A 23,629-nucleotide genomic window follows, 5' to 3' on the forward strand; every position below is an offset into this window, starting at 1 on the left:
CGCATCGCGCCCGGCCGTCTCGACGGTCCGGGCGTGATGCGGCGTTTCTGTGTTTCGCTGTTTCGACTGCGGCGGGGCGGGCGGCTGGCTAGGCTCTGGTCTCCACGGCGCCCACCTCTACCGGGGGGTAGACATGTGCGCTTCGGTGGGCCGCTGGAAGCACGCAGCGCCGCCCTGACTCGACGTTGTCACAGCGTTCGGCGTCGTCGCGCTGGGGGAGAGGCTCGGGGTTCGCCTGGGTTCGCGGCACTGGATGGACGCTATCGGCGCTCCCATGCCCACTGGGTATCAAGGTGGCAACGATCGCGGCACTGACCGGTCTCTTCAATTCCGGTGAAGCGTTACCGTGAGTAATACCCGGACCCGGTAAAGAGGGCGTGCGAAGTGCCTAAACCGCGCATTCGCCGCTGACCGGCGGGGGCATCAAGCGGCCATGACCAAGATTCCTCAGCACCGGGCACTCCTGCTGGCCGCGATCGTGCCCGCACTCCTGCTCGCGGGATGTTCCGCGAACAACCAGGCGATGAAGGGGGCGGCCAGTCCCGGCACGCCCACCGACATGGACTCCATGTCGCCCGGCACGACCGGCACCGCCACCGGCGAGGCCTCGCCGTCCGACACCGCCGGCGGCAGCCAGGCGGAGTCGGCCGTCCAGGGCTACTTCAACGCCCTCAAGGCGGGCAACCTCGACCAGGTCGTCAGCTCCTTCAGCGACGACGCGGTGGTCGCGGTGGACGGGCAGGCCACGGCGGAGGGCAGCGACGCCATCCGCACCCTGTTCCAGAAGCTGCAGGGCTCGAACGACATGAAGCAGGCCAAACACACGATCGACGAGTCGCGTACGGCCGGCGACCAGGACGCCTTCGTCCGCTCGACGAGCAAGCAGGGCGACGACGACTACCGGGAGCTGTTCCTGCTCACCAAGGACGGCGAGGAGTGGAAGATCTCGCAGTTCATGAACAACCAGGCGTCCTGACCCGCTTCCTGGCGTTCCGGCGCGCCGCGCAAAACCGCGTCGCCTGACCGGAGGTATATCGACCGGTCAGAAAGCCGCATTCAAGAAGGGTACGCGGGCAGCAGAACGGGCCGATTCCGGTGGTGCCACGGGGATCAATTCTGGGCGGTGTCGCCGGGGATGCGGGGACGGATGCGGCGCTGATCCACCAGCGCCAGATAGACGGCGAAGGCGCCCCGTGTCCACATGTCCGCCTGCTGCGCCGTCAGCCTGATCTCCTCGCCCTCGTGCGAGACGATCATGTACCCGCCGAGCGGCATCCTGCGCCAGGCGACCAAGAGGTTCTCGTAGACGAGCACGTCGAGCATCGCGGTCAGATATTCGCGTCCGGCGGCGGGCACGGCGCAAGCCTCCTCGCTCCTCGCCGAATTCTCGCCTTTCTCCTTTCCATTGTGCGCGCCCTATCGGGAAATGTCGCACTTTCCTTTCGGGGGCCGGGCGTTCGCCGGGGCGTGGGAACCTCGGGGCCGCCTGCGGTGTATGCAGACCGGAGGTGGTCCCATGAGAAGGGCACTGATGGCGCTGGCCATGGTCACGGCACTGGCGGCCGGAGGCGTGCCGGCCGCGGCGGCCGAGGAGAACGTGCCGGCCGCGGCGGCCGGTGAGAGCGTTCCGGCCTCGGTGGCCGGCGCATGGGCGGTGACGTACCTGGATCCGTCCCCGCCCCGCTTCGAGGGCGGCGATTCGTACACGCTGGGGTTCTGGGTGCTGCAACACGGCACACACCCGTTCGAGGGGCTCATGAACCCCGTCGCGCTCCGCTTCACCAGCTCTGACGGCACGAGCCTGACCTTCGACGGCAAGGCCCTGCCGGAGGCGGCACACTACGCGACGGCCGTGGCGCTGCCGGAGGGCACCTGGAAGGTGGAGGCCGTCCAGGGGCCGTTCCAGCCGTACGAGGTGGGATCCCTGACGGTGCCCGGCTCCCTGCGGATCAACCCCGTGCCGAAGGACCTGGTGGACAGCGTGGGCCCCGAAGCCGACAAGTACTGGGACACCATCCGGCCCCCGGCCCCGATCTTCGGCGACGCACCGCCCGCCGCCCTCGCCGAGAAGCCCGCCACACCGCCGTCCGGCGGCGAAAGCGGCGCCGTACCCGCCTGGACCCTGCTCCTGGCCGCGGCCGCCGGCGCCCTCCTGACCCTGACCGCCCTACGCCTCCCGGCCCTCCGGCGGAGGCGCCCGAGACCAGACCCCGACCCACCGGTGAACGACGAGGCGGACACCATCTCCATCCCCGGATGACCCCCCGGACAACCGGGATGCGCCCCGAGCAGCACCCCTCCGGGCGCATCCCGGCTCACCTCAGCGGGACGGGGTCAGAGGTCGCGTTCCTGCTGGTCCAGGATGGCGACCGAGACGGCGATCGCCTGGGCCGCGTCCGACTCCTCTATCGCGCGGAGCAGTGCCTCGTGTGAGGGGTCGGGCTCCAGGGCCGCCTGCTCCTGGTCCCTCACGCTGTCGCGCAGCGCGTCGCTCATGCTCCGGTAGAGGTCCCTGAGCAGCGCGTTGTGGGCCGCGTCCGCCACCAGCAGGTGGAAGTCCACGTCCGCGTCGGCGAAGCCGTCGAGGTCGCCCGCGCGGCCGGCCGCGTCTCTGCGGGCCAGGGCTCCGCGCATCGCGGTCAGGTCGTCCTCGGTGCGCCGGGCGGCCGCCAGCCTGGCGGCGACGAGGTCGAGGCCGCGGCGGACGTCGATGATGTCCATGGCGGCGGCGGTGTCGAGCCGGCGGCGCAGCGCCACCTGGGACTCGTCGGTCGCCGTCACGTAGGTGCCGTCGCCCTGCCGGGTGTGCAGCAGGCCCGCGTGGGCGAGGACCCGCACCGCCTCGCGTACGGACAGCCTGCTCATGCCCAGGCTCTCCGCGAGCCGGCTCTCGGAGGGGATCTTGGTGCCGACCGGCCACACCCCTTCGGCGATCTCCCTGCGGAGCTCGGCGATGGCGGCGTCCACGAGCGAGGTCCGAGCGACGTTACGCATGCACCCTCTCCTCAACGTGCTGACGGACATCCACCCTAGACGTTCAGGCGGGTGGGGCGGGGAGCCCCGTGGCGCGGCACCGCAAGCGGCAGTTCACGCACCATTCCACGCAACCACTCCACACGACCACTCCACGGGGCACTCCATCGGCCTGTCCGCGCGGGCTCACTACCGGGCTGATTACCAGGGCGCACCGACTGGTGCTCTTGCCACCTGTCAGGCCGTCTGAGAGATTGCGTTCTGGCTCCAGCACACCGTCCCGGAGGTCACGCGTGTCACAATTACGCCCGGCCCTCTTCGCCGTCGCGCTCACCCTCGCGATAGCGACGCCCGCCCAGGCCGCCGCCGCTCCCGCGATCACCGTCGAGAACGGCCGGACCCAGCCGGTCTTCTCCTACGCGGACGCCGTCCGCGAGCACGTGTACGTCGAGTCGACCGTCGACAGCGACCTCGACGGCAACCTCGACAAGGTCAGGGTGGACATCATCCGGCCCAAGGAGTCCGGCCCCAGGCTCAGGGTGCCGGTGATCATCGACGAGAGTCCGTACTACGACAACTCCGGTCGTGGGAACGAGGGCGAGCGGAAGGTCTACGACGCCGCCGGAAATGTCACGAAATTTCCGCTCTTCTATGACAACTACTTCGTCCCGCGCGGCTACGCCGTCCTCAACGTCGACATGCTCGGCACCACCAGGTCGGAGGGTTGCCCCGACATCGGCGGCAAGGCCGACGTGCTGGGCGGCAAGGCCGTCATCGACTGGCTGAACGGCCGCGCCAAGGCGGTCAAACCGGACGGCACCCCGGCCGTGGCCGACTGGACCACCGGCAAGTCCGCGATGATCGGCAAGTCCTACGACGGCACCCTGGCCAACGCCGTCGCCGCCACCGGCGTCAAGGGCCTGGAGACGATCGTCCCGATCTCGGCGATCAGCTCCTGGTACAAGTACCAGCGCTCGAACGGCGTCGTCTACAACTACGACTACGCCTCCTGGCTGGCGAACTACGTCGACACCGACCCCGAGGACAAGTGCCGGCCGGTACGCGACAAGATGGACGCCGAGGACGGCGACGACACCGGCGACTACAACGGATTCTGGGCCGAGCGCGACTACATCAAGGGCCTGCTCGGCGACGTCTCCAAGGTCAGGGCCAGCGTCTTCGTCATCCACACGGTCAACGACCTCAACGTCAAGCCGGACAACTTCTCCGCCTGGTGGAAGGCCCTGGCCGACAGGAACGTGCCGCGCAAGATCTGGGTCGGCCAGACCCAGCACGTGGACCCGTTCGACTTCGAGGGCCGCAGGGACCTGTGGGTGGACACGCTGCACCGCTGGTTCGACCACTGGCTGCACGGCGTGCGCAACGGCGTCACGAACGAGCCGCGCGCCGACGTCGAGATCGGCCCGGCGCGGTGGATCACGCAGCGCGACTGGCCGGCCCCGTACGCGCTCAAGGCGTCGCTGCGCCCCTCCGCCGACGGCTCGCTCGGCCTGCGGCCCGCCGCGCGCAACAGCACCGCGACGTTCACCGACGTCGCCATGAGCGAGACCGACATGGTGGCCGAGGTGGGTCAGCCGAACCCGGGGCGGGTGGCGTTCACCACCGGTGAGCTGCCGCTGAGCCTGCGCCTGTCCGGCACGCCGACCGCCGACCTGCGGGTCAAGCTGGACAAGCCGGCCGCCAACCTGACCGCGCTCCTGGTTGACTTCGGTGACGACACCCGCGTCGACTGGCGCCGCGGCCAGGGCATCACCACGCTCACCGAGGAGGACTGCCACGGGGAGAGCACCGCGGACGACGACGCCTGCTACCGCAAGGTCGTCACCAACGTGGCCACTCGTCCGCTGGAGATCGTCGCCCGCGGCTGGATCGACGTGCGCAACCGCGACTCGCTCAGCCAGGGCAAGCCGTTGCCCCTGGGAACGTACGGCACCGTCAAGTGGCTGACCCTGCCGCAGGACTACACCTTCAAGAAGGGTCACCGGATCGGCCTGGTGGTGGCCGGCACCGACTCGACGTACACCTCGGAGACCGGCACCGGGGCGAACGTCACCGTCGACCTGGCCAGGAGCAGTGTGACCGTGCCGTTCGTGCTCGGCACCCCGCTGCCCGACGTGCCGAAGGACACCTCCAGGTTCCGCGGGCCGGAGAAGCTGGACCTGCCCGAGCCCGAGCCCGGGTTCCACTTCTTCTAAAACACGGACCCCGCTCGGGCAGGGCCGTGGGTTCCCTGCCCGAGCGGGCCGTCTCAGCAGTCGCGCCAGTGGGTCCCGTCGCGGGAGTCGAGCGTCAGCACGCCGTCACCGCGCTCGACCGTCCAGGACACCTTCAGGCGCAGTGTGCCCCCGCCGGCGGTCGTGCCGCCGGTGTGGCGGCCGTCGCCGCTGGTCCTGCCCGCCCACCTGACGGCGATCTCCCCGCGCCGCACGACCGGCTCGTCGTCGCAGCGCCCCGATCGCGCCGTCTCCTTGATCCGGAAGCGGTTCCCCGACACGGCGATGCCGTCCGTGCCCGAGGCCGACACGACCTCGCACCGGCCGGTGCACGACAGCGCGAACGATCCGGTGCGCCCCTGTCCCAGAGACACCGACGCCGGGGACAGCCGGGCCGCCGGCGGCTCCGGCCTGGGCAATGCGGACGTCCTGGGCACGGCCTTCAGCGCCGACCCGGCGGTGCTCTCCTCCGAGCCGCCAGCCGTGGTGCCAGTGGTGCCAGTAGTGCCAGTAGTGCCAGTGGTGACTTCGGCCACCCATCGCGAGGGCTGCTCCAGCAGCACGCTCGTCTGCGCAGCGGCCTTGGTGAGCGTGGCCGGATGCTCGCGGGCGTTCATGACGGCCCAGATCAGGCCCGCCGCCAGCAGGCCCACGCCGAGGATCAGCCCCAGCCTGGCCACCGCCCTGATCGGCGTGCCCTGGTCGGGATCGTCGTCCTCGGGCTTGTCCCGCCAGTACTCCTGCCACTGCCCGGGATCGCCTCCCGAGCCCCCGCCGCCCGTGAACCGTTCCGCGCCGGACAGGGTGATGCCGCCGTAGCGGATGACCGCGTCGTCGTGGTGCACGCCGTTGCTCTCGCCCTTGACGACGGCGGTGTAGACGAGCTTGTCGCCGTTCGCGCCGCCGCGGAAGGCCCGGGTCCGGCTCGGCGGCGTGAACGGGTGCCGCCCGCGCACGGCGGGTGCGACGGGGTGCTCCTGGTCGGCGGCGGCCGCGCCCGCCGCCGACCAGGGCTTTCCCGAGGTCGCCGCCGTGGGGTCGGCGACCGGGGTAGGTGGCGTGACGTCAGCGACCGGGGGAGCCGGCGACGAGGAGCCGGTCTCGACCAGTGTGCGGGCCTGCACAGGAAAGCCGTCCGCCCGCCAGAGTGGTCCCTCGCCGGGCAGAGGCTGCGCTGACGCCAGCCGGTTGGGCAGTGTGCCGGGCAGTGCCGCGATCGGCAGGCGGCGCAGCAGCGCGCCCGCCGTCATGGTCCTGGGCGCGGCCCGGCAGGTCGCGCAGGACTGGATGTGGCGGCCGATCCTGGCCCTGGCCCGCCGGCCGGGGGCGGTGACCCACTCGCCCACCCGTGCCGTCAGGTCGGGGCAGCCGTCGCGGGAGCGCGCCGCGACGATGGCGGCGAACCACTCCTCCAGGCCGGCGGCGGCCCGCTCGATGATGGCGCGCACCTCGGCCTCGGGCAGCTCGAAGAGCGCGCTGAGCTCCGGGTCGGCCAGGCCGTGCCGGACGGACAGGTCGAGCAGTTCGCGCTGCGGCCGGTCCAGGGACAGCAGCGCCTCGGGCAGCAGCTCCGACATGCGGCCTGGACGCGACCACGAGCCGATGCTGGCCGGTTTGGCCACGACCGCCCGGTGGGCTCTGGCCACCGCGTACAGCCAGGGCCGGCGCAGGGCCGGATCGACCACCCGGTCCGCGTACAGGTGCGCCGTCATGACGGCGCCCGCCACCGCCTGCTCGGCGTCGCCGGCGGCGAGTTCGGTGCGGCAGTAGTCGTAGAGGCGGGCTCCGTGCTTGTCGCACAGGTCACGGATGGCCTGGCGGGCGTCGTCGGACAGGGTTCGCCACATCCGGTGTCACCTCCTCCTCTCGGTACGCGGACTGGTGCGTGCTCGTGATCGTCAGGTCCTCCCGGCCGGTTTCGGCGCGATGTCCAGGAGTGACGCCTGCGCCAGGTAGGCGCGGGTGGCGTCGGGATCGCCGGCGATGGCGCGCAGCCCGGCCATGGCCGCCGCGAGCCTGGCGCTGTCGTGCTCGCGCACGCCCGCCGGCCGCGTCTCGCCGCGCGGGACCACCCGGTGCAGCAGCACCGAGCGCCGCCGCCAGGCCCACGCCTCCAGCGCGGTCGGTTGGGCGTAGCCGCCGATCACCGCCGCGATGACCTGGCCGGCCTCGGCGGCGTCGTGGATGCCGGCGTTCATGTTCAGCCCGCCGATCGTGGACGTCAGGTGCGCGGCGTCGCCCACGAACAGCACCCGCCCGCACCGGTACGAGGGCAGCACCCCCCTCGACAGTCCGAACCGGTCGGCGCCGGTCACCCTGATCGGCTCGCTGGCACCCGGCAGGGCCCGGCGGACCAGCAGGGACAGGTTCGACGGGGACAGCGGCTCGTGCGCCTCGCAGGGGATCTTGAAGATGATCCGCCAGTGGTCGGGCAGGCCGAGCAGGGTGCACGACTGCTGCACATCCCGTACGTACGTCAGCGGCGCCAGGCTCGGCAGCAGCCGGTCCAGTGGCGAGTCGGTGAACACCCGCAGCGCCTGCGCAGGACAGGCGGAGCGGGGAAAGGACAGCCCCAGCGAGCCGCGCACGGTGCTGTGGGCGCCGTCGGCGGCGATCATGTACCGGGCCCGCGTCCAGGTGTGGCCGACGCGGACCCGGATGCCTGTGCCGCCCTCGGCGACGCCGTCCACGTGGGTGCCGAACCGCACGTCCACGTCCGGGTAGACGTTCAGGGCCGCAAGCAGCAGCGCGGTGAGCGCGGACTGGTCGGCGTGGATCCTGAACGGATGCCGGGTCAGGCCGTCCAGCCGGTTCATGCCCATCTCGGCGAGCACGATCCCGGACCGGTCGCGCCACTGCACCCGGTCCACGACGCGCCCGCCGGCCACCAGCCGGGAGGCCACGCCGAGGGAGTCGAGCAGGTCTAGGGTGGCGGGGTGAAACGTGCATGAGCGGGCTTGCCTTGGCAGTTCGTTCTCCCGCTCCAGCACGGTGACCGGGATCCCGGCCCTGGCCAGGGAGAGCGCGGCCGTCAGCCCGGCGGGACCGGCTCCGGCCACGATGACGCCGTTCATGCCGTGCGCCTCCCCTGCGAAGCCATGGGACGGCGGTAGGGCACCCGGCTGAGCTTCACGTGCCGGCCGACCGCGTGGGACAGGGCCCACCAGGCGGTGCACAGGTTGGAGGTGAGCAGGGTCCGGTCGTTGCCGTCGGCCAGCGGGCCGAGCACGGACAGCGTGCCCAGTCCGGTGCCGGTGAACAGCAGCGCCGCGTCGGGCGGCGGTTCGGCCAGCTCGACCTGGGTGATCAGTTCCTGGGGGGTGACCGCGTAGGAGGAGTAGCCCTCGCGGGCGCGTACCTGGACGATCTGGGTGACGTTCATGCCGGCCGTCTTCCAGAACCGTTCGGCCAGCTCCGTCACCCACGGTTCGTGCGGCGAGATCAGCACGATGTCGCTGACCATCACGTGTTCCATCGCCTCGCGCGTGGCCAGCGTGGCCGAGGCGAACGGCACCCCGGTCGCCGCCGTCAGCCGCTCGCACTGCTCCTTGTCCCCGTCGGGGCCGAGCAGGTACCGGGGCTCGCTGCAGGCCATGACCATCGCGTCCAGCCGCAGGCCGTCGAAGGCGTTGACCATGGCGGGCAGGTCCGCGTTGTAGCTTTCGAGCCGGTCTGCCATGGGCAGCCCTGGCCGTACGGGGAAGCGGGCGACGTGCATGTCCGCACGTGAGCCGAGCAGACGGGTCAGCTCGGGTTCCGCTGACGGGTTCGCCGGCGCCACGACGACGCCGACCCTGCCGCGGCTCACGGGATGCCCCGGACGGGTGCGCATGGATGTCCTCCTGTGCGGGAAGGCGAGCGGTGCGGGAAGGAGAGCAAGATCAGGACGCGCGGTGCCGCAGCGCCTGGTCGATCTCGGTGATGGCCTCGACGGACACCTGCCGGATGCGGCGCAGCCGGTGCACGGTGCGCGCCGGGGCCGGCGGCGGCGGATCGGCGACCTGGTCATCGCTCCAGGCCGGTGGTGACGTGCCGGGCCGTACGCCCCGCGCGTGCACTTCGTGTGGTCGTGACCTGGGCACTTCATCGGTGAGCATGATCGCTCCTCATGGTCGCGGATGAACGGGAGAGGTGCTCGAAGCCGGCCGGCCGCTGCTCACGTCCCGACGCCACGGCGACCCGCACCTGCGCCGTGGCGGCGAGCGGAACGGCGGCCGGCGGCACGGCCTGCCCCGGCCGGGAGCCGCCCGCGCGATGCCGCCGCGGGATCTCAGGGGATCCCGGCGGCGGCCCCGCGGACGTGCCCGCCCGGCCGGGCGGGCGGGAGAAAAGCCGACCCCAGGTGCTATCCCTTGAGATGGCCAGCACGCCAGCCGCTACCGCGCTGGCCATCAGCACCGTGCCGACCAGGTCGGGCACGTGCTTCACGGTGCCGGGGGGGTGGGATAGCGCCGGGGCCGGCGCTGAGGGCGCCGCCGCCATTCCCGCGATGGCGGCGAGCGAGGCGGCGAACGGTGTCGCGCCGCCTGAGTCCCGCACCGGTACGTCACGCACCGGTGTGTTCCGAATCGGCATGTTCCTCATCGGCACGTCCCGAACCGGTGCGTTCCGAAGAGAAATGTCCCGAAGAGAAATGTTCCGAACCGGTGCGTTCCGAAGAGGAACGTCCCGAACCGGGGTGTTCAGCTGAACCGGCCGTTCTCCCCGCGGCGCCTGCCGGAACGCGGCCGTGATGACCGCCGGCGCGTCCGGGCAGTTCAGGGCCGGGCCGAGCGCGAGCACGCTCGGCCGGCCGGAGGAGCCGGCCGGACGCCCCCGGCGCGCCACGGTCGCCTGGGCCGGTCGCCGGGGCCGCGTCGCGGCCGTCGGGACCGGGGCGACCGGGTGCTCGCGCAGGGGCGTCAACGTCATCGCGCCGTCACCGCGCTTCCCGCCACGTTCGGCACGCTGACGCAGACCATGCGTTCAGTCAGTCCCGCTCGTGGTCCCGCCGCACGCGGACGGGCCGGCCCCGCACCACCGGACACCGTACGTGCGACCTTGGTGGCGAGCGTGAGATGCTCGCCGCAGCGGCGGCTCACCTTGACCTCCAGGCCGGCCACCTGGGCCAGCCTGAGTCGCAGGGGCTCGAGCGACGACCGTCGTTCCAGGCCGTCGAGATCGGCCAGGCGGGCGGGCCAGCGCAGTGAGTCCGCGCAGCGCGCCTCCACCTCGGCCGGCAGGTCCTCGGCGGGGAACCCGTCGTGACGCAGCCGGGTGGCGACCATGACGGCGGTGAACGCCGTCTTGTCGAAGTCGGCCAGCCGGCCCTTGAGCGCGGCGCCCAGCATCCTGACGCGGTGGCTCAGGCAGACCGCACTCCACCCGAGCAACAGCAGCCGGTCAGGGCCGGTCTCCGTGTGCCAGCCGGACAGCCGCAGCTCGCGGGCCATCCGGTGGTAGAAGCGCCAGCGGTGGCGTGGGTCGTCCAGCCAGACCTGGACCCCGCCCAGTGGCAGGCTCGCGACGCGCACGCCGTCGCCGGCCAGCGGCCCGGCGACCCGGGCGCAGATGCGCTGGACGACGAGCTCCTGCCCAGGGGAGACCGGATCTTCCGTGAACCGGGAAGCGTCCGGGGTATCCATGGTCACGTCTGGCCACCTCCTTGCCGGGGATCTCTTCAGAACCCTTTGGCTGTTAAGCCTCAGTTACCACGTGCTCCGATAGTCCGCTTATGTGTGCGAGTATGTCAACTGACAGTTTGCGTATATGTTGCTACCTGCTCGCGTGGCAGAGCTTGCCCGCATGGCAGGGGACACTGGGGCTCGCGTCCCTTACGCTGAGAACGTTCACGGGCGGTAGGAGGTGTGCCGTGGCGAACTTCGCCGAGCGGCTCGATCTCGCGCTGACCAAGCGCGGCTTCACCGGCGCGCAGGTGGCCTCCGCCCTGACGGAGGCCGGCATCCCGATCACCCGCGCCTACGTCAGCCAGCTGCGCACGGGCAAGCAGACCAACCCGACGCTCCAGGTGCTGCGAGCCCTGGCCACCTGCCTTCAGGTGAGCGTCGGCTGGCTGGTCGGCGACGACTTCCTCGAGTCGGGCTCGGTCGAGGACCTGCAACTGCGCGCCGCGACCATCGGGCTGTCCGCCTCCGGCCTGTCGGAGGGCTCACTCGCCGTGCTGCGCGGCGTGGTCGAGCTGGCCCGCAAGGCCGAGGGGCTGCCCGAGGAGCCCGAGCCCACGTCCGACATCCCCGAGGCGGTCGCGCCGCTGAGCGGGCCGCAGCGCCGGGCGCTCGGCAAGCGGCTGCACGGCCTGCGCCTGACCGCCGGGCTCTCCGTCGAGCAGGTGGAGACCGCGGTCGGCAAGGGCGCGGCGGCGATCCCCGCCATCGAGGAGGGTCGCATCGCGCCCGCGCCGATCACCGTCGAGCGCCTGCTGACCGTCTACGGCGTCTCCGTCCCGCCCATCCGCGAATACGTGCTCGCCCTGGCCAGGGGCGAGCGCGAGGCCGCCTGGTACGACGCCCAGTCGGTGCCGGTCTGGCTGGCCACCGGCTACGCGCTCGAACAGCGGGCCACCGTGATCCGCACCTACCACAGCCAGTTCGTCCCGCCGCTGCTGCAGACCGAGGAGTACGCCAGGGCCGCCATCACCGTGGCCGGCCCGGCGACGCTCGGGCAGCAGACGGTCGAAGAGGCGCTCGCCCTCGTGCTGGCCCGCCAGGAGGCCGTGGCCCGCGACAGCGGCGTGGTGGTGTGGGCGGTGATCGACGAGAGCGTGCTGACGCGCTCGATCGTCGGGCTGCACGTCCAGCTGCGCCAGCTGGAGGTGCTGATCGAGCACGCCAAGCGGCCCAACGTCTCGCTGCACGTGGTGCCGATGGAGGATCCCGCGTACGTGCCGCGCACCGGCCCGTTCACCCTCTGGCGCTTCGCCGAGGCGTTCGAGCCCGACGTCGCCTGCGCCCACGGCATCGAGTCCGACACGCTGCTCACGGACTCGGCCGCGGTCGAGGCCTACCACCAGGCCTTCACCAAGCTGTCGGTGACTACGACCACCCGCGACGAGACGTTCGAGATGCTCAACCACCATCGCGAAAGGCTTTCGCGTTCACTGGGGAAATGATCTGCTTCCCGCTTGGGAGATCATTTATGCGTCGGAATGGTGACGCACATATACCCAAAACTAATGGCTTTTCCGGTTGTCTTTCCCCGTGTAGCGAGGATCATATGGTCTGGGTCATCGAGTGGGGTCCGAAAGGACAACTTTTCCCGAGATAGTGGGCGAGGGGAAAGGGGCAACACTCAATGCGTCAGCGTGCCATCCGAAACTTGGCGAAGCTGGACATGACCCAAGCGAGGATCACCAGGATTCTCGACGCCGCCGCAGGTGGGAAGAACCATTTCACGGCGGATCGAGACGCCGTGCGCCGTTACGACCTGGCCGCACCCGTCACGACGACGGCCGCACGGGCCGTGCTCCATTATCTGTGCCGTGTGGTCCGTCATCTGGCGGGCGAAGGTGTGGACCAGTTCGTCATCGTCGGGAGTGGCGTCCCGAGCGGCCTGCCACCGGGCGGGCAGTTGCACGACGTGGCCCGTGACGCGCTGCGCGTCTCGGCGCCCCGCGTGGTCTATGTGGAGAACGACCCGATGGTGCTCGCCGGAGCGCGGGCGACGATCGAGCCGATCACCGATCTCGTACGTGTCGTCGAGGGCGACATCCGTGAGATCGACGAATTGCTCGACGACCGGGTCCTGCAGACGTTCCTCGACTGGGACCGGCCCGTGGCCGTCTTGCTGCTCTCGACGCACAGCCTGAACGACGACGAGTACTTCCATTACGTGATCAAACGGATCAGGCAGGCGGTTCGGGAAGGCAGTTACCTGTCGTTGCTGCAGACCACGTTCGACGCCATTCCGCCGGAACTGCTGTCCGCCGTGCACGACCTGCTGGCGATGACGCTTCCCGGTCACGCGATTCGTACCAGGGAGGAGGTGGAGGCGCTGCTCCACGGTCTCGTGCTGGTGGACCCGGGGTTGGTGTGGATTCCGGATTGGCGGCCCGACGGCCAGGACGTCGAAGGTGCGGAACAACCGGGCGCGTCCGGCGGCTACGGCGCCGTGGCGCGGATTCCCTGAGCCCGCCGCGCGAGGGCCGGGTCGGCCGGCTCGGCACGGTCGTCCGGCGCGCCGGACACGGGATGCCCGGTCGCGGGAAGCCCGGTAGTGGGGGGCTCAGCCACAGGATGCCCGGTCGTGGGAGGTTCAGTCCCACCAGAACGACCAGGCGTGCGCCCCGATGATCTGCTCGGCGTAGCTCTGCAGGTCGCCGGGTCCCTGAACGACGTTGTCCGGGCAGAACGTCCAGTGCTCGGCCGCCACCTGTAACGCGTGCTCGGCATCGACCGGCGGCGCCGCCACGCTCAGATCGAGGGTGTTGAACCCGACGCCCACCACCCGCGCCCCGAACCGGTCCTCCCAGCTGCGCACCACGGCCGCCATCGGCACCATCCACTCGTTGTGGTGCAGCGCCCCCTGCCAGCCCATGATCGTCAGCGCGTCCGCGCTCCTGCCCGCGGCGACCAGGCCGAGCGGCATCCCCTTGACCGCCAGCTCGCCCGCCAGCCAGTCGGCGACCGCCTCGGGGTCCGCCTTCAGCACGCCGGGGGCCGCCGGTCCCGGGCAGATCGCGCCGTACGGCTCCAGCTCCTCCAGCGCGTCCTGCGGCATCTGGGCCACCCACTCCTGCCACACCTCGGTCATGAACCCCTCGGCGGTGAAGTGTTCGATCTGACGGGGATCGTCCGGGATTATCTGCCCGACCCCCCACGGCTGCGCCGACTCGTCCAGCAGCAGCGGCCACAGGCCGCTGTGCGGATGCCACTCCCGCATCAGCGACCACGCGGCGGCACTGATCGGCTCGTCGCTCATCCAGAACGCCGGCCGCGACGCCTCCCCGTGCCCGGTGTAGCCGGGGTCAGGCCAGACGACGTCACCGGGAGGCAGCTCCACGGGCAGCCGCCGCCCCTCGCCTCCGTCGGCGAACAGCTGGCACAGCTCACGTGGCAGCCGGAGATCGCTCATGCCCTACCGTTCCGATACCGAACCCTGTCTCGGAGATGGTAGTGCCGACGGTCGCCTCAGCACCTGTGACAGGCCCCATCACTCCCCTTACGGGGCAGAATGGTGAGCTGTGTTCCCCTTTGACGCGGTCCTCTCGGACCTCGACGGTGTGCTCCGCCACTTCGACCACGCGGCCCAGGCCGACATCGAGGCCCGTTACGGCCTGCCGCTGATGAAGACGGCCTTCGACCCCGAGCTGATCATGCCGCCCACGCTCGGCCAGGTCACCGAGGAGCAGTGGGCCGAGTCGATCGCCGTGGCGCTCGGCGGGGACGAGCGGGCCCGCGCGGCGGTGGCGGAGTTCATTCGGGTCGAGTTCTGGGTGGACGAGCAGGTCAGGGAGCTGCTGGCCAGGGCGCAGCAGCGCGTGCCGGTGATCATCGTGACCAATGCCATGGACACCCTGGAGCAGCACCTCGACCGGCTGGGGCTCACCTACTTCGCCGACGACGTGGTCAGCAGTGCCAGGGTCGGCGTGGCCAAGCCCGACCCGCGCATCTACGAGATCGCGGCCGAGCGGGCGGGGGTCACGCCCGAGCGCTGCCTGTTCGTCGACGACCGGCTGCCGAACGTGGAAGCCGCCAGGACGCTCGGAATGACCGGCGTCCACTATCGGTCATTCCACGACCTGGCGGCGGTCCTCGGCTGACCGCACGGCCGCGGTCACCTTCCTGGCCGCACCGCGCGGCCATGTTCGCCGGTCAGCCCGGCGTCACGTTCCGGGCCGCGCCGCCCACGGTCGTGCCGCGGCCGGTCAGCCCGCGTGATCGGCGGCCATGTCGAAGAAGGCGCGCTCCAGCTCCACGGCCCGGCGGAACACGCCGAGCACCTCCTGGCGCCGCTCCTCCGCCAGGCCCTCGCCCAGCCGGTCGAGCTCGCCGCGCAGGAAGCCCACCCAGGCGCGGAACTCCGCGCCCTCGTGCAGTTCGATCCACTCCCGGTGCACGAAGCGCTCGGGCAGCGGCTCACGGGCCCGCGAGGCCCAGCCCAGGTAACACCACTCGGCCACGCACAACACCGCGGCGACGAGCAGGTAGTCCTGAGAGGCGCGTACCTCGTCCATCAGTCCTCTGAACGCCGCCGTCACCGGTTCGAGCGGGGCGTCGGTGCGCCCGCCCAGCTCGGCCAGCGCCCGGTGGAAGTACGTCTTCTCCTCGGTGGTTGCCACCTGCCCGAGGAACTTCCCGTACGGCACCCGGGCCTCGAACGTGTCGGCGGCGGCCACGGCCGCCCCGAGCAGCGCCGTGAAGGAGTCGACGAACTGGAAGTCCTGCTCCAGATAGCGCCGCAACGCGTCGTCGGGCACCGTTCCCTCGTTGATCGCCGTCGCGAACGGGTGGGTCACCACCGCCGTCCACTCGGCCTCGCACTGTCGCCTGAGCCACTCGCTGAACATTCGCTCACTCACGGCCCCGACTGTAACTCGCGTTCGCCGGGGTCGTTTCCGGCGCGGCTCGCGCCGGCCGCGCCGGAAACCCCGAGTGACCGCCGCCCCCGCCGTACTACGGCGAGCTGCGCTTCTCGCCTGGCCGAGGGCGGCGGCGACCGAGCGCCCTGTCAGTACCCGCCGTACGGATTCTGGGAGGACGACGGGGTCTTGGGAGCGCTCGTCCGATGGCCCGACGAATGCGTCGGTCTGCTGGACGGCGTGCCCGCCGCCCCGTTGGAGCTCACCTTCGTGCCCTGCGGCGCGATCACGCCGATCAGGCCGTGCTTGGTGCCGTCGATGCCGGCGGAGAACCACAGCGAGCTCTCGCCGCCGGTGGCCGCGGTGCCGGGTTCGAGGTCCCACAGGCCGGGCAGCACGATCGCCCTGCCGTCCGAGCCGGCGATCGCGCCGAGGTGCCGGTTGCGCTTGTAGGCGTGCACGGTCCCGTCGCCGAAGTTGCCGATCAGCAGCGCGCCGGCGTACTGACGCCAGCCCTTGGGCGCGGCGGTGATGCCCCAGGGGGCGTTGAGCCCCACCCTGGAGATGCGCCCGGTCAGGCGGCCGGTGGCGTTGAAGCGGCTGACGAAGCCCTTGCCCTTGCCGAAGACCGGCTTGCCGGTGGCCGGGTCACGCAGGGCGTAGGACACCCAGACGCTGCCGTTGGCCACCGCGACGTTGTAGGCGTTGTAGCCCTCGGGCAGTGCCCGGTCCCTGAACTGCCAGCTGGCCAGGCGGATGCGCTTGAAGTCCTCGTCGAAGGCGTGGATGCGTCCGCCGGCGAAGTCCGCGGCCAGCAGGAAGGCCTCGTCGTCCTCGGTCTGGACGAGCTCCAGCCCCTTGTAGTCGGCGCCCCGGGTGAAGGCCGCGATGATCGCGTTCGCCGGGTCGACCTCCGCGTTCCATCCGGAGATGGCGCCGCTCGGGCTGGAGAAGATGAACGAGGCGGGCTTGCCCTTGACGGTGAAGCCGTCGCCCGGGTTGAACACCTGGCCCGTCGGGGCCCCGCCCGGAATGGCCACCTCCGTCTTCTCCTTCCGGCCCGTGCCGGAGTAGACGGTGGCGCTTCCGGTGCCGGTGTTCGACACCCAGAGTGTCTTGCCCATGGCCAGGCCCCAAGGGTTGACGACCTTGGGGTCGGTGACAGGGGCTTTGCCCTTGACGTCCGACACAAGGTTGATGACGTCGAATCGCGTCCTGGTGGTGGCGTGTGCGGGAGTGGTGAGAGTCGCTCCCAAGACGACCGCAACAGCGCAGAGTGTGATGATGCGTGGCCGCATCCGAGCCTCCTAGTTAGCGCTTGTGACGGGTGATACGCGGCGGGCCGGAGGCGGGTTCAGCCGGGGCCGGAATTGGCCGGACGGGAGTGTTCCGCGCCAGGCGGGGGAGATGCACAACCATGAACGTCCTCGGCATCGACATCGGCGGCTCCGGCATCAAGGGGGCGCCGGTCGACACGAAAGCCGGTGAGCTGCTGGAAGACCGGCTGCGCATCCCGACACCCGAGCCGTCGTCGCCCGACGCCGTGGCCCATGTCGTGGCCTCGATCGTCGAGCATTTCGGCTGGAAGGGCCGCGTCGGGGTGACCTTTCCCGGAGTCGTGGCGGACGGCGTGATCAGGTCCGCCGCGAACGTGGACCGCTCGTGGATCGGCGTGGACGCCGCCGGGCTGTTCGGCGGGGCCACGGTGCTCAACGACGCCGACGCCGCGGGCCTGGCCGAAATGCGGTTCGGGGAGGGGCGGGACCGGCGCGGGGTCGTGCTGGTGCTGACGTTCGGCACGGGCATCGGCAGCGCGCTGTTCGTGGACGGCGTGCTGGTGCCCAACACCGAGCTCGGGCATCTTGAGGTGCACGGCAAGGACGCCGAGCACCGGGCGTCCGCGCGGGCCCGGGAGGAGCACGACCTGAGCTGGGAGAAGTGGGCCGGGCGGGTGCAGGAATACCTGCGGCACGTCGAGATGCTCTTCTCGCCGTCGCTGATCGTGATCGGGGGCGGGGTCAGCAAGAAGGCCGACAAGTTCCTGCCGCACGTGCGCCTCGACACGCCGGTGGTGCCCGCGGGGCTGCAGAACGAGGCCGGCATCATCGGCGCCGCCCACGCCGCCGCCACTCCCGCGAAGACGCCCGGCCGTACGAGGGCGGCGGGCGGCGCGAAGCCGGCAGGCCGCCAGAAAGCGGCCGGCCGGACCTGAGCCGCGGCCGGGCCTGAGCGGCGGGCCGGCCCGATCCACGGCGCCGGCGGACGCGGTCGAGTCGCGGGCGACCGGGCTCAAGGGGCGACCCGGCTCAAGGGGGCGTCGACAGGGCGTCGGCCATCGCGGCGAGCTGGGTCACGAACGCCTGTGCCTGGGCCGGGTCCATGACCGCCGTCATACGGTGTTCGATCGCCGACACGTCGGCCTTGGCCGCCGCCAGGACCCGCGCCCCCGCCTCCGTCAGGCGCGTGGGCAGCGCGCGTCCCGAGGGGGCCGTCGCGGGCCGCTCCACCAGCCCCGCCTCCTCCAGGCCGCGCAGCAGCACGTTCATCGACTGCCGGGTCACGAACACCCCGCGCGCCAGCTCCGCGTTCGACAGCCCCGGCCGCAGCCGCAGCTGCTCCAGGCACGAGTACTGCGGCGTGGTGAGTCCGTGCGGGCGCAGCGCGCCGTCCATGGTCGCCCGCAGGGCGGCCTGCGCCCGTTTGAGCTGGTAGCCGATGCTGCGGCCCAGGTCTTGTTGCATCATGTCAGCATTCTGACATAAGCTTCTGGATGTCAAAGTCCTGACATTCAAAGGGGAGTGCCATGTCCGTCACCGGAATCGACTTCGTCGCCCTGCAAGTGCGCGACCTCGCCAGGTCCGCCGAATTCTACGAGAAGCGCCTCGGCCTGAAGCGGGCCCCCGGCGGCCCGCCGAACGCCGTCGTCTTCGCCACCGAGCCGATCGCCTTCGCCGTCCGCGAACCGCTCCCTGGCGTGGAGCTGCCGGAGCGCCCGGGCACCGGCGTGGTGCTCTGGCTCGCGACGGCCGCGGCCGGGGACGCGCAGCGCCTGCACGACGACCTCAAGGCGGACGGCGTGCCGATCGTGGCGCCGCCCGCCGACAGCCCCTTCGGGCGGACGTTCAGCCTCGCCGACCCCGACGGCTACGTGATCACCATTCACGATCGCTAGACTCGGCGATATTGAGGTGCGAGCGGCCGGTCCCGTGGGGCACCATGGGCGGTTGGCTCCGGGGACACGGAGCTCAAATATCCTGAAAGCAGTATGGGAACTCCTTCGTTGTCCTCTCCGATAGCCGAGCTCCAGTCCCGCCTGCCCGACCTCATGCCCCGCGACCAGCGGCGCCTGCGGCGCAGGCTCGACGGCATGCGCCGGGTCCGCTCCCGGGACACCCGGGACAAGATCGTCGCGGAGATCCTCGCCGACGTGGAGCGGGCCGAACAGCGGCTGGTACGGCGACGCGCGGCCGTGCCGACCGTGACCTATCCCGAAAACCTGCCCGTGTCGCAGCGCAAGGACGACATCCTGGCGGCCATCCGCGACCACCAGGTCGTGATCATCGCCGGTGAGACGGGCTCGGGCAAGACCACCCAGATCCCCAAGATCTGCCTGGAGCTGGGCCGGGGCGTGCGCGGGCTGATCGGCCACACCCAGCCCCGCCGCATCGCCGCCCGCACGGTCGCCGAGCGCATCGCCGAGGAGCTCGGCACCGGCCTCGGCGAGGTGGTCGGCTACAAGGTCCGCTTCACCGACCAGGCGAGCGAGCGCACCCTGGTCAAGCTCATGACCGACGGCATCCTGCTGGCCGAGCTGCAGAACGACCGCATGCTCGACCAGTACGACACGCTGATCATCGACGAGGCCCACGAGCGCAGCCTCAACATCGACTTCATCCTCGGCTACGTCAAGCAGCTGCTGCCCAAGCGCCCCGACCTCAAGGTCATCATCACCAGCGCGACCATCGACCCCGAGCGCTTCTCCCGCCACTTCGACGACGCGCCGATCATCGAGGTGTCCGGCCGCACCTACCCGGTCGAGGTGCGCTACCGCCCGCTGGCCGACGACGACGACCAGACGCAGGGCATCGTCGACGCCTGCCGCGAGCTGATCAGCGAGGGCCCCGGCGACATCCTGGTGTTCCTGTCGGGCGAGCGGGAGATCCGCGACGCCGCCGACGCGCTGGGCAAGGCGCAGCTGCGCAACACCGAGGTGCTGCCGCTCTACGCCCGGCTCAGCGCCGCCGAGCAGCACCGCGTCTTCCAGCGCCATACCGGCCGCCGCGTCGTGCTGGCCACCAACGTGGCCGAGACCTCGCTCACCGTCCCCGGCATCAAATACGTCGTCGACCCCGGCTTCGCCCGCATCTCCCGCTACAGCCACCGCACCAAGGTGCAGCGCCTGCCCATCGAGCCGATCTCGCAGGCCAGCGCCAACCAGCGCAAGGGCCGCTCGGGCCGCACCTCCGACGGCATCTGCGTCCGGCTCTACGAGGAGGAGGACTTCCTCAACCGGCCGGAGTTCACCGACCCCGAGATCCTGCGCACCAACCTGGCCTCCGTCATCCTGCAGATGACCTCGATCGGGCTCGGCGACATCGAGGCGTTCCCGTTCGTCGAGCCGCCGGACCGCCGCCAGGTGAAGGACGGCGTCAACCTGCTGCACGAGCTGGGCGCGTTCGACGCCCACGGCAACCTCACCGGCGTCGGCCGCAAGCTGGCCCAGCTCCCGGTGGACCCGCGCCTGGGCCGCATGGTGCTCGAAGCGGAGAAGAACGGCTGCCTGCGCGAGGTCATGGTGATCGCCGCCGCGCTGTCGATCCAGGATCCGCGCGAGCGGCCCGCCGAGAAGCAGCAGCAGGCCGACGAGAAGCACCGCCGCTTCGCCGACCCCGAGTCCGACTTCATGGCCTACCTCAACCTGTGGAACTACCTGCGCGACAAGCAGAAGGAGCTGTCGTCCAGCGCGTTCCGGCGGCTGTGCAAGGCCGAGTTCCTCAACTACCTGCGCGTCCGCGAGTGGCAGGACATCTACAGCCAGGTACGCCAGTCGCTCGGGGCGCAGCCCAACAGCCAGCCCGCGCAGCCGTACCACGTGCACGTGTCCCTGCTCGTCGGGCTGCTGTCGCACATCGGCGTCAAGGACGTCATCGACAAGCAGCGCGGCCAGGACGGCCGCAGGCCGATCCAGGAATACCTCGGCGCCCGCAACGCCCGCTTCGCCGTCTTCCCCGGCTCGACGCTGGCCAAGAAACAGCCGCAGTGGCTCATGTCGGCCGAGCTGGTCGAGACCTCGCGCCTCTGGGCCAGGGTCAACGCCAAGATCGAGCCCGACTGGGTCGAGCCGCTCGCCCAGCACCTGGTCAAACGCACCTACTCCGAGCCGCACTGGGAGAAGAACCAGGGCGCGGTGATCGCCCTGGAGAAGGTCACCCTCTACGGCGTGCCGCTCGTGGTCGGGCGCAAGGTCAACTACGGCCGGATCGACCCCGACCTGTCGCGTGAGCTGTTCATCAGGCACGCGCTGGTCGAAGGCGACTGGGACACCCACCACAGGTTCCTCAAGGACAACCGCCGGCTGCTCGGCGAGGTCGAGGAGCTGGAGAACCGCGCCCGCCGCCGCGACATCATGGTCGACGACGAGGCGCTCTACGACTTCTACGACCAGCGGGTGCCGGCCGACGTGGTCTCCGCCCGCCACTTCGACTCCTGGTGGAAGAAGGCCGGCAAGGAGCAGCCGGACCTGCTCGCGTTCTCGCCCGAGATGCTGGTCAACGAGGGTGCCGACATCAGCGCCCGCGACTACCCCGACACCTGGAAACAGCTCGGCCAGCGAATGAAGCTGACCTACCAGTTCGAGCCGGGGGCCGACGCCGACGGCGTCACCGTGCACGTGCCGCTCCAGGTGCTCAACCAGGTCAACGCCGACGGCTTCGACTGGCAGATCCCCGGGTTGCGCGAAGAGCTCATCACCGCGCTCATCCGGTCGCTGCCCAAGCACCTGCGCCGCAACTTCGTCCCCGCCCCCAACTACGCCAAGCAGGTGCTCGCCGGGGTCGCGCAGGGCGGTGAGCCGCTGCTGGCGGCCGTGGAGCGCGAGCTGCTGCGGCTCACCGGCATCCGCGTGCCGCGCGAGGCCTGGCAGCTCGACCAGGTGCCCGATCACCTGCGGATCACGTACCGGGTGATCGACGAGCGCAAGCGCACCGTGGCCGAGGACAAGGACCTCGACGCGCTCAAGCGGCGGCTCGCGCCGCGCCTGCGTCAGACGCTCTCCCAGGCCGGCGACGACCTGGAGCAGACCGGCCTGCACACGTGGAGCTTCGGCACCCTGCCCAAGGTGTTCGAACAGGGCCGGATGAAGGGTTATCCGGCGCTGGTGGACGCGGGCGACTCGGTCTCCATCAAGATCTTCGAGACGCAGGCCGAGCAGCGCCGCTCCCACTGGCCCGGCGTGCGCCGGCTGCTCATGCTCAACGTCACCAACCCGGCCAAGTCCCTGCTCGGCGGCCTGTCCAACCAGGCCAAGCTGGCGCTGTCACGCAGCCCGCACGGCGGCGCGGTGGCGCTGTTCGACGACGTGGTCGACGCGGCCGTCGACAAGCTGATGCTGGACGTGGGCGGCCCCGCCTGGGACCCGGTCGGTTTCGACCGGCTCTACCAGCACGTACGCGCCCACCTCTACGACACGGCACGCGACGTGCTGGCCAGGGTGGAGCAGATTCTCAGCGTCTGGCACGAGGCGGGCGCCCGCCTCGACGCGCTGCGGCCGAGCGCGGCCACCGACGACGTACGCGACCAGCTCGGCAGGCTGGTGTTCGCCGGTTTCGTCACGGCGACGGGCAGCCGTCGGCTGCCGGACATCCTGCGCTATCTGCGGGCCGTCGACCGCCGCCTGTCGAAGCTCCCCGAGGAGCCGTGGCGGGACCAGGAGTGGATGGACCGGGTGCACAAGGTCGAGGACGACTATCAGGACGTGCTGGACAAGCTGCATCCGGCGCGGCGGACGGATCCGGACGTGGTGGAGATCCGGTGGATGATCGAGGAGTTGCGGGTGAGCTTCTTCGCCCAGACGCTCGGCACCCCGACCCCCGTGTCGGAGAAGCGGATCGCGAAGGCGATGGAGAAACTCACACCCTGATCATGGAGGTGTCGAGTTCGAATCTGATGGGATCGGGCAGCAGGACCACCTTTCCCATGGATTCGGACAGGGCGTGGCGATATTTCCCGTCGACGATGTCGCAGTAGACGGTGACCGTGGGTGATGGAGCGATGGGGTCGATGAGAAGGTAGATCGGAATCTTGCCGAGCGCGTAGAGGCGGGGCTTCTCCTCTCGATCTGCGTAAACGCTGCTTGGTGAAACGATCTCGGCAACCAGGATCACTCCTGAAGAGAGCAGCTCATTGCCCCACCGCTCGCATTTCTCGTGTGTTAGCACATAGTCGGGCGAAAGCGCGTCTCGCGGGCCTTGGATACAGATTCCTGGCCCTTGCGGTGATCCGACCCAGCCGCGTTCCTTGCGGAGTGGATAGAACGCGTCGTGCAGATCTGCGGAGGCCCAGTGGTGCTCCGGGGTGCCGAGCGGGCTCACGATCAGTTTCCCTTCGATGACCTCGGCCCGGAAACCGGGGAGGGGGGGTAGGGCATCGAACAGCTCTCTTGCGGTTCTTGGCGTGTTTGCTGAGGGTTGTGGCATGTGCTCGCTGCTCTCCTCGGGCTGGATTGCCGGAGACTCGATCATCATGGCTACCATCGAACTATCCCTTCGTGTTCGAACGGGCACGCTAAGTATTCCACCAAGGGCCGGGTCGTGCGACTCGAACCGGCCTTCGCATCGTGCTCCGGCCGCGTGAAATGATCCTGCTTGGTGGTATTGCCGGACTTGTCCGGTGAAGAAAGCAGATGAGC

The 23,629-nt window shown here is 70.6% G+C and carries 21 protein-coding genes; 9 read left to right on the forward strand and 12 right to left on the reverse strand.

Annotated features, from left to right (window positions below; all coding sequences use genetic code 11):
* Window positions 1-433: 433 nt before the first annotated feature.
* Window positions 434-976: a YybH family protein gene (locus B0I32_RS00350; protein WP_106233918.1), complete on the forward strand. Its 543-nt coding sequence runs from the start codon at window positions 434-436 to the stop codon at window positions 974-976.
* Between the two features lie 134 nt (window positions 977-1,110).
* On the opposite strand, the gene B0I32_RS00355 is transcribed toward B0I32_RS00350, so the two are convergent.
* The gene (locus tag B0I32_RS00355; protein WP_106233919.1) at window positions 1,111-1,356 is read right to left on the reverse strand and encodes a hypothetical protein; all 246 of its coding nucleotides are present in this window, start codon (window positions 1,354-1,356) and stop codon (window positions 1,111-1,113) included.
* A gap of 160 nt (window positions 1,357-1,516) precedes the next feature.
* Here B0I32_RS00355 and B0I32_RS00360 point away from each other — a divergent pair, with 160 nt between their 5' ends.
* Window positions 1,517-2,260: a hypothetical protein gene (locus B0I32_RS00360; RefSeq protein ID WP_181306870.1), complete on the forward strand. Its 744-nt coding sequence runs from the start codon at window positions 1,517-1,519 to the stop codon at window positions 2,258-2,260.
* Between the two features lie 74 nt (window positions 2,261-2,334).
* Here B0I32_RS00360 and B0I32_RS00365 read toward each other — a convergent pair whose 3' ends face one another.
* Window positions 2,335-2,994, reverse strand: coding sequence for a FadR/GntR family transcriptional regulator (locus B0I32_RS00365; RefSeq protein WP_106233922.1), 660 nt, complete (start codon window positions 2,992-2,994; stop codon window positions 2,335-2,337).
* A 272-nt stretch (window positions 2,995-3,266) separates the two neighbouring features.
* Between B0I32_RS00365 and B0I32_RS00370 the strand changes: the two genes are divergently transcribed.
* Window positions 3,267-5,189, forward strand: coding sequence for a Xaa-Pro dipeptidyl-peptidase (locus B0I32_RS00370; RefSeq protein ID WP_106233924.1), 1,923 nt, complete (start codon window positions 3,267-3,269; stop codon window positions 5,187-5,189).
* A 53-nt stretch (window positions 5,190-5,242) separates the two neighbouring features.
* Here the strand turns inward: B0I32_RS00370 and B0I32_RS00375 are convergent, their stop codons facing one another.
* The 5 genes from B0I32_RS00375 to B0I32_RS00390 form a co-directional block, all read right to left on the reverse strand.
* Window positions 5,243-7,054 carry an RNA polymerase sigma factor gene (locus tag B0I32_RS00375; RefSeq protein ID WP_106233925.1) on the reverse strand — a complete coding sequence of 604 codons (1,812 nt, stop codon included), beginning with the start codon at window positions 7,052-7,054 and terminating at the stop codon, window positions 5,243-5,245.
* Between the two features lie 51 nt (window positions 7,055-7,105).
* Window positions 7,106-8,281, reverse strand: coding sequence for an FAD-dependent oxidoreductase (locus tag B0I32_RS00380; RefSeq protein ID WP_106233927.1), 1,176 nt, complete (start codon window positions 8,279-8,281; stop codon window positions 7,106-7,108).
* Window positions 8,278-9,039, reverse strand: a complete 762-nt coding sequence (locus B0I32_RS00385; protein ID WP_106233929.1) for a maleate cis-trans isomerase family protein — start codon at window positions 9,037-9,039, stop codon at window positions 8,278-8,280. Before B0I32_RS00385 ends, B0I32_RS00380 begins: the two co-directional genes overlap by 4 nt.
* Window positions 9,040-9,088: 49 nt before the next feature.
* Window positions 9,089-9,304: a hypothetical protein gene (locus tag B0I32_RS56250; protein ID WP_146177987.1), complete on the reverse strand. Its 216-nt coding sequence runs from the start codon at window positions 9,302-9,304 to the stop codon at window positions 9,089-9,091.
* Window positions 9,305-10,114: 810 nt separating this feature from the next.
* Window positions 10,115-10,837 carry a hypothetical protein gene (locus B0I32_RS00390; RefSeq protein WP_106233931.1) on the reverse strand — a complete coding sequence of 241 codons (723 nt, stop codon included), beginning with the start codon at window positions 10,835-10,837 and terminating at the stop codon, window positions 10,115-10,117.
* Between the two features lie 221 nt (window positions 10,838-11,058).
* On the opposite strand from B0I32_RS00390, the gene B0I32_RS00395 reads away from it, so the two are divergent.
* Window positions 11,059-12,315 carry a helix-turn-helix domain-containing protein gene (locus B0I32_RS00395; protein ID WP_181306872.1) on the forward strand — a complete coding sequence of 419 codons (1,257 nt, stop codon included), beginning with the start codon at window positions 11,059-11,061 and terminating at the stop codon, window positions 12,313-12,315.
* Between the two features lie 206 nt (window positions 12,316-12,521).
* Window positions 12,522-13,331 carry an SAM-dependent methyltransferase gene (locus B0I32_RS00400; RefSeq protein ID WP_245955416.1) on the forward strand — a complete coding sequence of 270 codons (810 nt, stop codon included), beginning with the start codon at window positions 12,522-12,524 and terminating at the stop codon, window positions 13,329-13,331.
* Window positions 13,332-13,457: 126 nt separating this feature from the next.
* Here the strand turns inward: B0I32_RS00400 and B0I32_RS00405 are convergent, their stop codons facing one another.
* Window positions 13,458-14,276, reverse strand: a complete 819-nt coding sequence (locus B0I32_RS00405) for a DUF4253 domain-containing protein (protein WP_106233936.1) — start codon at window positions 14,274-14,276, stop codon at window positions 13,458-13,460.
* A gap of 109 nt (window positions 14,277-14,385) precedes the next feature.
* Between B0I32_RS00405 and B0I32_RS00410 the strand changes: the two genes are divergently transcribed.
* The gene (locus tag B0I32_RS00410) at window positions 14,386-14,964 is read left to right on the forward strand and encodes an HAD family hydrolase (protein ID WP_106233938.1); all 579 of its coding nucleotides are present in this window, start codon (window positions 14,386-14,388) and stop codon (window positions 14,962-14,964) included.
* Window positions 14,965-15,069: 105 nt separating this feature from the next.
* Here B0I32_RS00410 and B0I32_RS00415 read toward each other — a convergent pair whose 3' ends face one another.
* Window positions 15,070-15,723 carry a TenA family protein gene (locus tag B0I32_RS00415; RefSeq protein WP_245955418.1) on the reverse strand — a complete coding sequence of 218 codons (654 nt, stop codon included), beginning with the start codon at window positions 15,721-15,723 and terminating at the stop codon, window positions 15,070-15,072.
* 149 nt (window positions 15,724-15,872) lie between these two features.
* Entirely contained in the window at window positions 15,873-17,021 is a 1,149-nt protein-coding gene (locus tag B0I32_RS00420; protein WP_106233941.1) for a TIGR03118 family protein, read from the reverse strand.
* A gap of 119 nt (window positions 17,022-17,140) precedes the next feature.
* On the opposite strand from B0I32_RS00420, the gene ppgK reads away from it, so the two are divergent.
* Window positions 17,141-17,935, forward strand: coding sequence for a polyphosphate--glucose phosphotransferase (gene ppgK / locus B0I32_RS00425; protein ID WP_106233943.1), 795 nt, complete (start codon window positions 17,141-17,143; stop codon window positions 17,933-17,935).
* Window positions 17,936-18,029: 94 nt separating this feature from the next.
* On the opposite strand, the gene B0I32_RS00430 is transcribed toward ppgK, so the two are convergent.
* Entirely contained in the window at window positions 18,030-18,467 is a 438-nt protein-coding gene (locus B0I32_RS00430; RefSeq protein WP_106233945.1) for a MarR family winged helix-turn-helix transcriptional regulator, read from the reverse strand.
* 59 nt (window positions 18,468-18,526) lie between these two features.
* On the opposite strand from B0I32_RS00430, the gene B0I32_RS00435 reads away from it, so the two are divergent.
* Together B0I32_RS00435 and hrpA are read left to right on the forward strand one after the other, a co-directional pair.
* Complete coding sequence (locus B0I32_RS00435) at window positions 18,527-18,895, forward strand: VOC family protein (protein WP_106233947.1); 369 nt, start codon at window positions 18,527-18,529, stop codon at window positions 18,893-18,895.
* 93 nt (window positions 18,896-18,988) lie between these two features.
* Window positions 18,989-22,861: an ATP-dependent RNA helicase HrpA gene (hrpA, locus tag B0I32_RS00440; RefSeq protein WP_106233949.1), complete on the forward strand. Its 3,873-nt coding sequence runs from the start codon at window positions 18,989-18,991 to the stop codon at window positions 22,859-22,861.
* Here hrpA and B0I32_RS00445 read toward each other — a convergent pair.
* Window positions 22,851-23,474, reverse strand: coding sequence for a Uma2 family endonuclease (locus tag B0I32_RS00445; protein WP_106233951.1), 624 nt, complete (start codon window positions 23,472-23,474; stop codon window positions 22,851-22,853). The two genes, hrpA and B0I32_RS00445, sit on opposite strands and share 11 nt — an antisense overlap.
* Window positions 23,475-23,629: the final 155 nt, after the last annotated feature.

It is taken from the genome of Nonomuraea fuscirosea, assembly GCF_003001935.1.
GTDB lineage: Bacteria > Actinomycetota > Actinomycetes > Streptosporangiales > Streptosporangiaceae > Nonomuraea > Nonomuraea fuscirosea.